General features: G+C 75.2%; 8 protein-coding genes. All 8 read left to right on the top strand.

What is annotated here, in order from left to right; translation table 11 throughout:
* On the top strand, nt 1-853 hold an 853-nt coding region (locus ICW40_RS00040), incomplete at its 5' end, for a phage baseplate assembly protein V (RefSeq protein ID WP_221651756.1).
* Between the two features lie 46 nt (nt 854-899).
* Nucleotides 900-1,262 (top strand): PAAR domain-containing protein, encoded by a 363-nt coding sequence (locus ICW40_RS00035; RefSeq protein ID WP_221651755.1) that lies wholly within the window; start codon nt 900-902, stop codon nt 1,260-1,262.
* Complete coding sequence (locus ICW40_RS00030; protein ID WP_221651754.1) at nt 1,259-1,690, top strand: GPW/gp25 family protein; 432 nt, start codon at nt 1,259-1,261, stop codon at nt 1,688-1,690. The genes ICW40_RS00035 and ICW40_RS00030 overlap by 4 nt, the downstream gene beginning before the upstream one ends.
* Nucleotides 1,687-3,729 carry a putative baseplate assembly protein gene (locus ICW40_RS00025; protein ID WP_221651753.1) on the top strand — a complete coding sequence of 681 codons (2,043 nt, stop codon included), beginning with the start codon at nt 1,687-1,689 and terminating at the stop codon, nt 3,727-3,729. The genes ICW40_RS00030 and ICW40_RS00025 overlap by 4 nt, the downstream gene beginning before the upstream one ends.
* A gap of 9 nt (nt 3,730-3,738) precedes the next feature.
* Nucleotides 3,739-4,353 (top strand): phage tail protein, encoded by a 615-nt coding sequence (locus tag ICW40_RS00020; RefSeq protein WP_221651752.1) that lies wholly within the window; start codon nt 3,739-3,741, stop codon nt 4,351-4,353.
* Nucleotides 4,350-5,390, top strand: a complete 1,041-nt coding sequence (locus ICW40_RS00015; RefSeq protein ID WP_221651751.1) for an NADase-type glycan-binding domain-containing protein — start codon at nt 4,350-4,352, stop codon at nt 5,388-5,390. The genes ICW40_RS00020 and ICW40_RS00015 overlap by 4 nt, the downstream gene beginning before the upstream one ends.
* 70 nt (nt 5,391-5,460) lie before the next feature.
* Nucleotides 5,461-6,861, top strand: coding sequence for a COG1470 family protein (locus ICW40_RS00010; RefSeq protein ID WP_221651750.1), 1,401 nt, complete (start codon nt 5,461-5,463; stop codon nt 6,859-6,861).
* 17 nt (nt 6,862-6,878) lie between these two features.
* The coding region (locus ICW40_RS00005) for a SpvB/TcaC N-terminal domain-containing protein (RefSeq protein ID WP_308121514.1) at nt 6,879-14,254 on the top strand (7,376 nt) is incomplete at its 3' end.

Genomic DNA, 14,254 nt, shown 5'->3' with positions numbered 1-14,254 from the left:
GCGCGGGATCGGGACCGCCGCCGAGGCGCAGGCCATGGCGCGGTCGCTGCTGGCGCGGACCAGCGGCACCGAGGCGGTGCTGCGCGGCGAGGCCGCGGGCGACCCCCGCCTGCGCGCCGGCAGCCGGGTGCGGGTGCAGGGCGTCGGCAGCGGGCTGAGCGGCACGTACCGCCTCACGAGCGTCGAGCACGTCTACGGGAGCGGCTCGGCGTACGTGACGCGGTTCGTGAGCGGCGGCAAGGACCCGTCCGGGGTGCTCGACCTGGTGCGGCCCGGTGCGGAGGCGACGTCGGCGCCGGGCACGACGCTCGTCGTCGGCGAGGTCACCAACAACGACGACCCCGAGCACCAGGGGCGGGTGCGCGTGCGCTTCCCGACGCTGTCCGACCAGGACGAGAGCTTCTGGGCCCGGCTGGCCGCGCCGGGCGCGGGTCCGCGCCGCGGCCTGCAGTGGTCGCCCTCGGTGGGCGACGAGGTCCTCGTCGGGTTCGAGTACGGCGACGTCCACCGCCCGGTCGTGCTCGGCGGGCTGTGGAACCGGACGGACCCGCCCCCGGAGGCCGCGCCGGCGACCGACGGGGAGGTCCGCACGCGCGTCATGGCGACGGGGACGGACCACCGCCTCGAGATGGTCGACGACCCCGGCCGGGTGACGCTCAAGCTCGGTGACGCCGCCTCCGAGGTGACGCTGACCGAGGCGGAGACCCGGGTGGTGGGCGCGCAGACCGTGGTCGTCCGCGGGGACACGGTCGAGATCCGTGCCGACACCAAGCTCGTGCTCTCGGCGAAGGACATCGAGATCACCGCACGGGGCGAGGTCACGGTCGCCGGTCGCAAGATCCGGCTCAACTGACGGGAGGGGGACGGCCATGGCGGGTGCTGCGCGCGAGGACGACACGGTGACGGGGACCGACACGCACATCGTGCTCGTCCCCTCCGGCACGGGCACGACGCCCGTGGCGCAGACGCTGCCGTTCGCCGGCCGGCTGCGCCGTGGCCTCTCCACGGACGTGACGATCGACGGCCGGCCCGCCGCGGTGGTGGGCAGCGTCGCCGTCAACGCCCCGAAGCACGTGCCCGTCGGCGGCACCTTCCAGCGCCCGCCGTCGGACCAGGGGACGGTCGACGGCGGCAGCCGCACCGTGCTGATCGACGGACGGGCCGCGGCGCGCGTCGGCGACCGCGTCGTGACGTGCAACGACCCGACCGACGCCGCGACGGCCGCGATCTCCTCCGGGAGCGGCACCGTGGAGGTCGGGTGAGCACCGAGCAGCAGGGCACGCGCCCCCCGGTCGACGTCGTCGGCGCCGGGTGGGCCTTCCCCGCCCGTACCAGCGCCGCGGGCGGCATCGCGCTCGACACGGGCGAGGCCGCGACCGACGCGGCGATCCGCATGATCCTCTCGACGGCCCCCGGCGAACGCGTCATGCGCCCCGACTTCGGCTGCGGGATGTGGGACCAGGTGTTCGCGCCGATGCACGAGGGCACGGTGGGTCTGGTGGAGGACGCGGTCCGGGTCGCGCTCGCGCGGTGGGAGCCGCGGATCGACGTCGAGGAGGTCGTCGCGACGGCCGACCAGGACGCGGCACGGCTGGACATCGCCATCCGGTACGTGGTCCGGGCGACGAACGACGAGCGCAACCTCGTCTACCCGTTCTACGTCATCCCGCGAGAGGAGCCGGCGCCATGACCCTGCCCGCACCCGTGCTCGACGACCGGCGCTTCCAGGACATCGTCGACGAGGCGAAGCGGCTGATCCCGACCTACTGCCCGCAGTGGACCGACCACAACGTGGCGGATCCCGGGATCGCCCTCCTCGAGCTCTTCGCGTGGATGAGCGAGATGGTCCTCTACCGCGTGAACCAGGTGCCCGACCGGCTGTACGTCAAGTTCCTGGAGCTCATCGGGGTCGAGCTGTACCCGCCGTCGCCCGCCCGGACGCGCCTGCTGTTCGAGCTGGCCGCGCCCGCCCAGGAGCCCGTCCGCGTGCCGGCCGGGACCCAGGTGGCGACCGGCGGGTCGGACGAGCACCCCGTGGTCTTCATGACCGACACCGAGGTCCAGGCGGTCCACCCCGTGCTGTCGTCGGCGCTCACGCGGACGGCAGCGGGACGCTACGTCGACGTCTGGAACGGGCTGCGGACGGGCACCGAGCCGGTCGAGTGCTTCCCGAGCCTGCAGGCCGGGGACGCGGTGTACCTCGGGTTCGAGGAGTCCCTGGCCGGCAACCTCGTGCGCCTCGACGTCACGATCGACGGGTCGCCGCACGGCACCGGGATCCGGCCCGAGGACCCGCCGCGCGAGTGGCAGGCGTGGGACGGCGCCGACTGGCGTCCGCTGCGGCTGCTGTCCGACTCCACGGACGGGCTCGACTCCGACGGCTCGGTGCTCGGCCTGGTCGGCCCGCGCCACGAGCCCGTGCCGCTGGGCACGACCCGCGCCCACTGGCTGCGCTGCCGGCTCATGTCGTTGCGCGCCGGTCAGCGCGGCTACGACGCCTCCCCGCGGCTGCGCCGCGTCGTGCCGGTCGGGCTGGGGGTCAGCGCGCCCGCGCACCACGCCGAGCCGGCACCCGCAGAGCTGGTCGGGGTGAGCACCGGCCGACCGGGGCAGGTGTTCACCGTGCGCCGGGCCCCGGTGCTCGTCCGGCGCGCCGACGAGCGCGTCCGCACGGTGGTGCGCACGCGCGCCGCCGACGGGAGCGGCGAGGTGACCGAGGAGTGGCTGGACTGGGACGAGGTGCCCGACTTCACCGAGACGGGGCCGGACGCCCGGTCCTACGTGTGGTCCAGCACGACGGGTGAGATCCGCTTCGCACCGCACGTCAGGCAGCCCGCGCCGTCACCCGACGAGCCGACCGACGCGCGCGAGACGTCACCGGTGGACCGGTTCGGGGTGCGGCGCTACGGCGCCGTCCCGCCCATGGACGCCCAGGTGTGGGTCACCGGGTACCGCTACGGCGGCGGCCACCGCGGGAACGTGGGCGCCCGGACGCTGACGGCGCTGCGGACCACCGTGCCCTCGGTCAAGCAGGTCTACAACCTCGACGCCGCGTCGGGCGGGGTGGACGCCGAGACGGTCGAGAACGCCAAGGTGCGCGGTCCTCTCGAGCTGCGGGGCGGCAACCGTGCCGTCACGGCGGCGGACTTCGAGCGCATCACGCTCCAGGCGGCCCGCGGGGTCGGGCGCGCCCGGTGCCTGCCGCCGTCGGGAGCCGGAGAGCCCGTCCGGGTGCTGGTGGTGCCGCGAGCGCATGCCGAGCCGGAGCTGCTCGAGCTCGTCGACCTCGACCTTGACACGGCGACGGAGGAGCAGGTCCGGGCCTCGCTCGACGCCGTGCGCATGCTCACGATGCAGGTCGTCGTGGACCGGCCCCACTACCTCGGCATCAGCGTCTCGGCCAGGGTCCGAGCCGCACCGACGATGCGCCTGGAGACGGTCAAGGCCGGCTGCGAGAGCGCGCTCTACCGGTACATCAACCCCGTCGTCGGCGGGCCCGACGGTCACGGCTGGCCGTTCGGCCGCAACCTGCACGTCGGGGAGATCTTCGGCCTGCTCAGCGGTGTGCAAGGCGTGCAGGGCGTCGAGGAGGTCGTCTTCTCCTCCGCGGACCTGGGCCAGGAGCGCGGCAGCGACCGCGTGAAGAACGACCGGCTGGGCAACGTCGTCGCCCTGCCGGAGGGGACGCTCTTCGCGTCCTGCGACCACGTCGTGCTCCCGGTCCAGTGAGGTGGCGCCATGACGAGCGGATGGCTGACGGGGCAGCTCCCCGCGACGATCGCCGCGGACCCGCTGCTCCACGGGATCGCGCGCATCGTCGAGGAGGTGGCGGACGGGATGCGCGCCGACCTCGACGCCCTGCCCCACCACCTCGACCTCGCGGAGTCCCAGCCGCCCATGCTGGCGTACGTCGCGTCCTGGCTCGGTGCCGAGCTCGACCCGTCCATCTCGACCGACCGCCAGCGCGAGGTGGCTCGCACCGCGGGCCGGCTCGCCGGCCGGCGCGGCACGAAGCTCGCGCTCGAGACGAACCTCGAGGCCCTGACGGGCGCGCCCGCGCGCGTGACGGACAGCGGCGGCGTGTGGGGCAGCCGCGACGTCCGGCCGCCGCCCTCGATGGACGTCGTCGTCGAGCTGCAGTCGCTCGGCGAGCTGACGCAGGAGCAGCTGCGCGCCTACCTGCTGCTCGAGGTCCCCGCGGGTACCCGGGTCGTCCTGCGCGTGGCCGCCACGCCGCCCCCACCCGCCCCGGAAGCTCCGTCCCCGGCGCCGCCCCCGCCGCCGCCCGCAACGACGTCGACGTCGGCACCGGCACCGGCACCGACACCGACACCGACGGACGGTGCGCCGTGAGCGGGCCGGGCCCGGCCGACGTGGTCGAGTGCCCGAACTGCCAGCACCGCTCCCCCGTCGGCACCAACCGGTGCCCGGAGTGCCGGTTCCCGCTCGTCCTGGTCGCCCCGACGCCCCGGGACCCCGTCGACCCGAACCTGTTCAAGAAGCCGGGCGAGGACCCGCATGCGGACCCGACGACGACGTCCCCACTGCCCGTCGTCGGCCCGGCGACGACCGGGACGTCGCCGGGGATCTTCCCACCCGTGACCTCCACGGGGAGCATGACCTGCCCCCGGTGCCGGCGTCTCAACACACCCACCCGGGAACGGTGGTGCGAGTGGTGCGGCGCGGACATGGTGCCGCCACCTCCGCCGCCCGCGACCCATGCGCCCCTCGGTCCCCGCGCGCCGCGGCCCTGGCGCCGGATGGTCCTGGTGTCCCTGCTCACGCTCGGCGTCCTCGTGGGCATCCCCGCGGGCGCCGTCGTCCTGCTGAACGCGCTCCGCGCGCCGGGAGCCGAGCCCTCGGAGTCGTCGTCCGCGGAGCCGACCGGCGATCCGACGAGCCCGACGCAGACCGGCACAGCGACGCCGACCCAGGACCCTGCGGCCGTCGACCCGAGCCGGATCACCGCGGTCGCGTCGAGCACCGCGGACAGCGACACGGGCCGCTACAGCATCACCAACACGCTCGACGGCCTCGACAGCACCGCCTGGAACAGCAACGGCGCACGGGACGGGCAGGTCGGGCTCACGCTCGTCTACACCTTCGACAGCCCGGTGGACGTGCGCCGGATCGACGTGCTCAACGGCTACGTCCGCAACCCCGAGGGCGACCCCTCGGTGTACAGCCGCAACGCCCGGCTGCGCGAGGTCGTGGTGCGGACCGACGCGACGCAGACGCGGTGGACGCTCGCCGACCGTCCGACCGCGCAGTCGCTCGAGGCCGAGCTGGGCACCACGCGCTCGGTGACCCTCGAGATCGTGAGCGTGTACGAGGGCACCGGGTTCCTCGACGTCGCGCTGACCGAGATCGCCTTCACCGGCGTGGGCTGACCCGCCGACGGCTGCGAGCACGAGTCAGGAGTGAGCACGAGTCAGGAGTGACCAGGAGTCAGGAGCGACCATGAGCCTCACCCTCGGCCTGGAGCCGCGGGCCGTGACCCTCGCGTCCGGGCACGACGCGGGCGTCACGGTCACCGTCACCAACGCCTCCGACCAGGTGGAGCAGTACGAGGTGCTCGTGCTCGGGCTGCCCGAGGGCGTCACGGCGGACGTCCCCGCGGAGGCGCTGCGCCTCAAGCCGGACGCCTCCGGCACGATCCCGCTGACCCTGCGCACGGACGACGAGGTGCTGCCGCCGGCGGGCCGGGCCGTCGCGGCCGTCGTCGTGTTCTCCCCCCACCGGCCCGACGTGCTGCGGACGAGCGAGCTGGCCGTCACGGTCGAGGAGGTGGCCGGCCTCACCGTCTCCGTGCAGCCCGAGGTCATCACCCACCGCAACCCCGCCACGACGATGGAGCTCACGAACACGGGCAACACGCCGCTCGACGTCACGGTCTCGGGGCGCGACCCCGAGGACGCCGTCGCGGTGTGGGTCGACCGGCCCGCGGTGCGGCTCGCCGCGGGTGACCGGGTCCAGCTCGCCGTCCAGCTGTCGGCGCGGCGGCCGCTCAGCGGCCAGGAGGTCCGGCGCACCGTCGCGCTCCGGGCGCAGTGGGACGGCCAGGAGGCGACGGCGACGGTCACGCTGACCCAGAAGCCCGTCGTGCCGGGCGGCACGACGCGGCTGCTCGCGGCGGCCGCGGGGGTCGCCGTGATGGCCGGCACCGTCCTGGGGTCGGCCTTCCTCGTCGTCCGTGCGCTCGCCTCGCAGGAACCGCCCGGCGGCGAGACCCAGACCGACGAGACCGACGCGGCGACGGAGGACACCGGCGGGAGCACCGAGGGCACCGAGCAGCCGACGGACGGCTCGTCCGGCACGGCGTCGGCGACCGAGACCGCCGCCCCGCCCGTGGTGCTCGAGGTCGACCTCACCGACCCGCCGACCAATGCGAACGGCACCGAGCTCCAGGTCGTCACGCCCGGTGCGTTCACCGGCCTGGCGCTCTCGGCCGTGAGCGACCCCGACCGGGACGAGTGCGCGGTCGTGACGTCCGCGCTGTGGCGCATCCTCCCCGTCGCCGGGGTCTCACCGGGCGCCGTGGTGGAGCCCGAGGACCAGGGCGACCCCCCGGAGGCGGTCTGCACGGACCTCCCGCTGCGGATCGAGCTCGCCGACGCGGCGACCGAGGTCGTCATCACCTTCGTCGGGGTCGGCCCCGAGGACGCGTTCGAGCCGCTCGCCTACGAGCTGCGCGACCCGGGCGGGGAGATCGACACGACGATCGTCAATCCCGGTTCGCAGGGAGAGCTGACGATCACGTCGGAGGACGGCGTGCGCGAGCTCGTCTTCGCGGGGGCGTCCGGTCAGCCGGGCACGGTGCCGACCCTCACCGCTGTGCGGGCCACGGCAGTGACGCCGTGACGGGGGCAGGCCGGTCGGTGAGGCCCTCCACGGCCCCGGCACTCGCGCCGCCCGCGGTCGAGGTGCCGACGGGTGGCGGCGCGATCCGGGGCATCGCGGAGACGTTCTCGACGAACCCGGCGACGGGGTCCGGGCTCATCTCGGTGCCGGTCGCCACGAGCCCGGGTCGCGGCGGCGTCGCGCCCGTCCTGGCGCTCGAGTACGACTCCGGTGCGGGCAACGGGCCGTTCGGGCTCGGCTGGCAGCTGCGGGTGCCCGCGGTGACCCGCCGGACGAGCCCGCACCTGCCGCGCTACGACGACGACGCCGACTCCGACGGCTTCGGCCTGCCCGGTGCGGAGGACCTGGTGCCGGTGCTCACCGAGCACGACGGCTCCTGGGAGCGCGAGCGCCTGCCCCGCCGCACCGTGGGCGGCGTGACCTACGACGTCCGGCGCTACCGCCCGCGCGTCGAGGGGCTGTTCGCCCGCGTCGAGCGCTGGACGAACCGGGCGGACCTCGGCGACGTGCTCTGGCGCTCGATCTCTCGCGACGGGATCACGACGTGGTACGGCCGGACCACGGCGAGCCGCGTCGCCGACCCGGACGACCCCGCACGCATCTCCGCCTGGCTCGCGTGCGAGACGCACGACGCCTACGGCAACGTCATGACGTTCGGCCACCAGGCGGAGGACTCGCGCGGCGTCGCCGCGGACGCCGGCGGCGACGCCCCCGACGCCCGCGCCCACGAGCGCAACCGCACGCCGGCCGGCCGGGCCGTGCACCGCTACCTCAAGCGGATCCGGTACGGGAACCGCGACCCGTACCTGCCCGTCCTGGCCGAGGACTCCCCCTGGCCCGAGCCGGCCGGGACGCGCGAGGAGGACCCCTCGGCCTGGCGCTTCGAGGTGGTGCTCGACCACGGCGACCACGACCCGGGCGCGCCGACGCCGGTGCCCGACCGCGCGTGGCCGGTCCGCGTCGATCCCTTCTCGACGTACCGGGCCGGCTTCGAGGACCGCACCTACCGGCTGTGCCGCCGGATCCTGATGTTCCACCACTTCCCCGAGCAGGCCGACGTGGGCGCCGACTGCCTGGTGCGCTCGACCGACCTCGAGTACGCCGGGATCGGCTACAGCCTCCTGCGCGCCGTGACCCAGCGCGCGTACCGACGGCGCGGCCAGGGCTACGACCTCGACCACCTGCCCCCGGTCGAGCTCGACTACTCCCGCGCGACGCTCGACACCACGGTGCACGAGCTCGGTGCGCCGGGCACCGGCGGCATGGCGCCCCCGCCGGTCGACGGCAGGACGTACCGCTGGGTGGACCTGCACGGCGACGGCGCGCCCGGGGTCCTGACCGAGCAGGCGGGCGCCTGGTCGTACGCCCGCAACCTCAGCCCCGCGACCACGCCCGCCAGGGCGACGTTCGCGCCCCTGGCGCCCCTGCCCCTCGCCCCCGTGGACGGTGCGGGCAGCGGTGCGGTGGTCATGGACGTGACGGGTGACGGCACGGGCGACGTCGTTCTCGGCGACGGACCGCGCGTCGGCTTCTACGAGCACGACGCGCACGACGGCTGGCTGCCGTTCGTCCCGCTGACCACCCGCCTGACCCGGTCGCTGCACGACCCGAGCACGCGGCTGGTCGACCTCGACGGCGACGGCCACGCCGACGTCCTGGTGACCGAGGACGACGCGCTCGTGTGGCACCCGTCCCTCGCGCGTGACGGGTTCGGGCCCGCCCGGCGCGTGGCGGTGTCGCAGGACGAGGAGTCGGGGCCACGCGTGGCGTTCGCGGACGCGACGGAGTCGATCCACCTCGCGGACCTCTCGGGCGACGGCATGCCCGACATCTGCCGGGTGCGCAACGGCGAGGTCTGCTACTGGCCCAACCTCGGGTACGGGCGGTTCGGCGCCAAGGTGGCGATGGACGACGCGCCGTGGTTCGACGACCCCGGGCGCTTCGACGCGCGCCGGCTGCGGCTGGCCGACGTCGACGGGAGCGGCACGACCGACCTCGTGTACCTGCATGCCGACGGTGCGCGCCTCCACCTCAACCGGTCGGGCAACAGCTGGTCCGGGGCGCAGCACGTCGCCGCCTTCCCCGTGCACGACGCCGCCGACGTCGACGTCGTCGACCTGCTCGGCATCGGCACCGCATGCCTCACGTGGTCCTCCCGGCTCGCCGGCGACTCGGGCCGGCACCTGCGGTACGTCGACCTCATGGGAGGCACGAAGCCGCACCTCCTGACCCGCATGGTCAACAACCTCGGCGCGGAGGTGCGCTGGCAGTACGCGCCGTCGACCCGGTTCGCCGTGCTCGACGCGCAGGCGGGGACCCCGTGGCGGACGAGGCTGCCGTTCCCCGTCCACGTCGTCGAGCGCGTCACGACGTTCGACCACGTCAGCCGCACGCGGTTCACGACGAGGTTCGCGTACCACCACGGGCACTACGACGGCGAGGAGCGTGAGTTCGGCGGGTTCGGGATGGTCGAGCAGTGGGACACCGAGCTGTTCTCGAGCACCGAGCTCTTCTCGAGCACCGAGCCGTTCTCGAGCACCGAGCCGTTCTCGAGCACCGAGCCGTTCTCGAGCACCGAGCCGTTCGAGAGCACCCGGCTGCTCGACGACCGGGGGCCCCTGGGTCCGGCCCTCAACGTGGCGAACGCGAGCGACCTCCCGCCCCTGCGCACGAGGACCTGGTACCACACGGGCGCGGCGGCTCCCGCGGGCGAGCGGGTGTCGAGGCACTTCGAGACGGAGTACTTCCGAGAGCCCGGGGTCGACGACGGCGCCGCCGAGGCGCTGCTGCTGCCCGACACCGTCCTGCCCGACGGCCTCACGACGGCCGAGCGCCGCGACGCCTGCCGTGCCCTGCGCGGCACCCTCCTGCGCCGGGAGACCTACGCCGAGGACGGCGTCGGGCGCACCGACCAGCACCCGTCCGGCCTGCCGTACACGGTGGTCGAGGAGAACGCGGCCGTGCGCCTCCTGCAGCCGCGCGGCCCCAACCGGTACCCGGTCCTCCTGACGCACGCGCTGGAGTCGGTGACGTACGACTACGAGCGCAGCGCGCGCGACCCCCGCTGCCGGCACAGCCTGACGCTGGACGTCGACCGCTTCGGCGACGTCCTGGAGGTCGCGACCGCGTGCTACGGACGTCGCGAGGCCGATGCGGACCTGCCCACGGACGAGGACCGCCGGCGTCAGACCGAGCCCGTCGTGACGTACGCGACGACGGCGTTCACCCAGGCCGTCGACGACGACCGGCCGGACGCGTACCGCACGCCGCTGCAGAGCGAGGCGCGCACCTTCGAGCTGACGGGCGCGACACCCGCCGGCCCGCGCTTCACCGTCCCGGAGCTGCGTGGGCTCGCGCGCGCCGCCACGACCCTTCCGTACGAGGCGGCACCCCCGGCGGACGGCGTGGCGAAGCGGCTGCTCACCCACGTGCGGGTCCGCTACCGGAAGGACGACCTCACGGGTCCGGTGCCGGGCGACGACCTCGAACCGCTCGCGCTGCCCGAGCAGACCCTCCAGCTCGCGTTCACGTCGGGGCTGCTCCAGCAGGTGTACGGGGACCGGGTCGGCGCCGGGTCGCTCGCCGAGGCGGGGTACGTCGAGGACGACGGGTGGTGGCTGCCCTCCCGCCGGACGTTCTTCGCCGTCGACCCCGGCGCGGGCGCGGCCACGGAGCTCGAGGAGGCGCGGCGGCACTTCTTCTGCACCCGTCGGTACCGCGACCCGTCCGGGCACGACACGACCGTCGAGCACGAGCTGGACCTCCTGGTCCGCGCGACGACCGACCCGGTGGGCAACACGGTGCGGGTCGAGCGGCACGACCTCCGCCTCCTCCGGCCGACGCTGGTGAGCGACCCCAACGGCAACCGGACGGCGATCGCCTACGACGTGCTCGGCCTCGTCGTCGGCACGGCGGTCATGGGAAGCCCGGACGGGGGACCCGGCCCCGGGGACACGCTCGACGGCTTCGTCCCGGACGTCACGCGCGAGCAGCGCGACGAGCTCGCGGCGGCGCCGCGCCGGCCCGGGGACGGGACGGCGAGCGAGGCGGCGCCCGTGGTCCACGAGCTGCTCGGTGACGCCACCAGCCGGGTCGTCTACGACGCCGACCGGTTCCGCCGGACCGGGCAGCCCGCCGTCGTGGTGACGATCGGGCGCGAGACGCACGTCGGCCACCTGCCGGACGGCGTGCGGAGCAGGCTGCAGGTGGCCCTGTCGTACTCCGACGGCTTCGGGCGCGAGATCCAGCACAAGGACGCCGCGGCGCCCGGACCGGTCGAGGACGGTGCCGACGCCGTCGCCGACCCGCGCTGGGTCTGCAGCGGGTGGGTGGTCCTGGACAACAAGGGCAACGCGGTGCGCGCCTACGAGCCGTTCTTCACGCGCGGTCACGCCTTCGAGCTCGACGCCCGGCACGGCGTGAGCCCCGTGCTGTTCCACGACCCCGCGGGCCGGCCAGTGCTCACCATCCACCCGGACCACAGCTACGAGAAGACGGTGCACGACGCCTGGCACCGGTCCACGTACGACCCCGACGACACCTGCGCACCCCGCGGCGCGGAGACCGGCGACCCACGGACCGACCCGCACCTCGCGGGACTCGTGGCGGCCTGGTTCGCGGCGCAGGACGAGGACTGGCTCACGTGGCGCGAGCAGCGCCTCGCCTCGCCCGACCCGGCCGACCACGAGGCCGCGACCCGGGCCGCCGCGCACGCCGACACGCCTGCGACCGCCTACCTCGACGCCGCGGGGCGGCCCTTCCTGACCTTGGCGCGCACGGCCCCGGGGACGACGTCCGCGACCCGGGTCGGGCTCGACGTCGAGGGGCACGAGCTCTGGGTCCGGGACGCCGTCGTCGGCCCGGCCGCACCGCTCGGTCGGCTCGTCGCCCGCTACGCCTACGACATGCTGGGCAATCGCATCCACGAGGCGACGATGGACAGCGGGCCGTCGTGGACGCTCCTCGACGTCACGGGCGCGCCGGTCCGCGCGTGGGACGGGCGCGGGCACGTCGTGCGCACCCGGCGCGACGCCCTCGGCCGACCCGTCGGCATCTCGGTCCGGGGCTCGACGGACGACTCCGACCCGCGCACCCGCGACCACGACGTCCTCGTCGAGGTCGTCGAGTACGGCGAGGGCGTCGCGGGGGCCGAGGCCCTCAACCTGCGCACGCGGGTGTTCCGCCGCGCCGACTCGGCCGGCACGACCGTCCACGCCCGGCTCTCGCCGAGCGGCGTGCCGCTGGCCGCCTACGACGACAAGGGCAACCCGTGCCACACGACCCGCCGGCTCCTGCGCGACGTCGACGCGCTGGCCGACTGGTCGCGAGAGCCGGTGCTCGCGCCCGAGACCTACGTGAGCAGTGCGCGCTTCGACGCCGTGAGCCGCGCGACGCAGTCCCTCCCCCCGCACCGCGTCGGCGACGCGACGAACGTGCTGCAGCCGGTCTACGACGAGCGCGACCAGCTCCGCCGGCTCGACGTGTGGCTCCGGTGGCCGGACGAGCCGACGACCGTCCTCGACCCGCAGACCGACCCGCCCTCCCCCGTCGGCGTCGCCGCCGCAGTGCACGACGCCCAGGGCCGCAGGGTCGGGGTGACGCTGAAGAACGGCGTCACGACGACGCACCACTACGACCCCCTGACCTCGCGGCTCGTCCGGATCACGAGCCGTCGCCCGCGCACTGCGCCGCCCGGACCACGACCACCGGTGCCGGACCCGCCCGGCCGGGTGGTGCAGGACGTGCGTCGCACCTACGACGCGGCCGGCAACGTCACGCACGTGCGGGACGACGCCGAGCAGACCGTCTTCTTCCGCAACCGGGTCGTCGACCCGGGCTCGTCGTTCGTGTACGACGCGCTCTACCGACTGGTCGAGGCCACCGGGCGTGAGCACCTCGGCCAGCTCCCCGGTGGCGGGCGGGCGGCGCTCCGGCCACCAGGAGCGCACGACGACGGCCGCGTCGGGCTGCTGCACCCGGGGGACGGTGCCGCGATGGGTCGGTACGTCGAGCGCTACACCTACGACGCCGTCGGCAACCTCACGGCCGTCGAGCACCGGGGCGCCGATCCCGAGCACGCCGGCTGGACCCAGGAGTACCGGTACGCCGAGCCGAGCCTCCTGGAGCCCGACGTCGCAGGGGTCACGAGCAACCGGCTCTCGGGCACCTCGTCCGGCTCGAGAGCCGTGCCGTCACGGTCCCTGCCGTACTCCTACGACGCGCACGGCAGCATGACGGCCCTGCCCGGGCCCGGCCCCGGGGACCGCGGGCCCGTCCTCACGTGGGACCACGCCGACCGTCTGGTCCACGCCGACCTGGGCGGCGCCGGTACCGCCTCGTACGCCTACGACGGCGCCGGGAGCCGGGTGCGCAAGGTGTGGCTGAGGTCCCCGTCGCTCGTCGAGGAGCGTCTCTACCTCGGCGCCACCGAGGTGTTCCGCCGCAGCGACGGCACCACGGGCGAGGTGCGGCTCGAGCGCGAGACCCTCCACGTCGACGACGACGACACGCGGGTCGCGGTCGTCGAGATGCGCACACTGGACGTCGCCGGCGACGACCGTGCGCCCGCCGTGCTCGTCCGGTACCAGCTGCACGACGCGCTCGGCTCGACGAGCGTCGAGCTCGACGACCAGGCCCGCGTCATCAGCCGCGAGGAGTACACGCCGTACGGCAGCACCTCCTACCAGGCGGTGCGCAGCCGGACGGAGGCACCCCAGCGCTACCGCTTCACCGGCAGGGAGCGCGACGAGGAGACGGGCCTGGGCCACCACGGCGTCCGGTACTACGCGCCGTGGCTCGGGCGCTGGACGAGCTGTGACCCGCTCGGCCTGGCGGACGGGCCCAACCCGTACTGCTACGCCTCGGCGTCGCCGACGACGCTCGTGGACCCGAGCGGCCTCACGTCGAGGCCCCCGCCTCCGACCCACATGCCCCGGCCGGGCGGCGCCTGGCACGTCGACGCCGACCGCCTCGTGCGGCGACGCGTGCTCAACGGCGCGGGGCCGTGGAAGGCGCCCCCCGAGACCAAGGGCCCGGCCGACGCCCTCGCGACCCGGACCGGCTTCCCGCCGGAGGGGCGCCACCTCGGGCACGAGGGCAAGGCGCACTGGGAGACCCGCGCCGGCGAGGAGACCCTCGTGCGCAACGAGCCGGGCAGGGGCGCGGGCAACAACATGAGCCGCGGGGGCTCCATCGAGCGGCGCCGTGCCAAGGAGGCCGGGGCGGCCGGCCGGTACAAGCGCGTGCGGGGCTCGGACCCGACCGCTCCGCCGGACGCCCGCAGGACCGCTCAAGGTGTCCCGCACGACGCGCCGCGACAGGCCGGCGGCCTGCCCACGGCGACCGGCACGTCGGCCGCGCCCGCCTCGCCCGGACCCGTCGGGCCCGTCGAGGC

It is taken from the genome of Actinotalea ferrariae, assembly GCF_019733465.1.
GTDB classification, from domain to species: domain Bacteria; phylum Actinomycetota; class Actinomycetes; order Actinomycetales; family Cellulomonadaceae; genus Actinotalea; species Actinotalea ferrariae_A.
The sequence above is the reverse complement of the archived record's forward strand: the minus strand, read 5'-3'. Positions and strand labels throughout refer to the sequence as shown.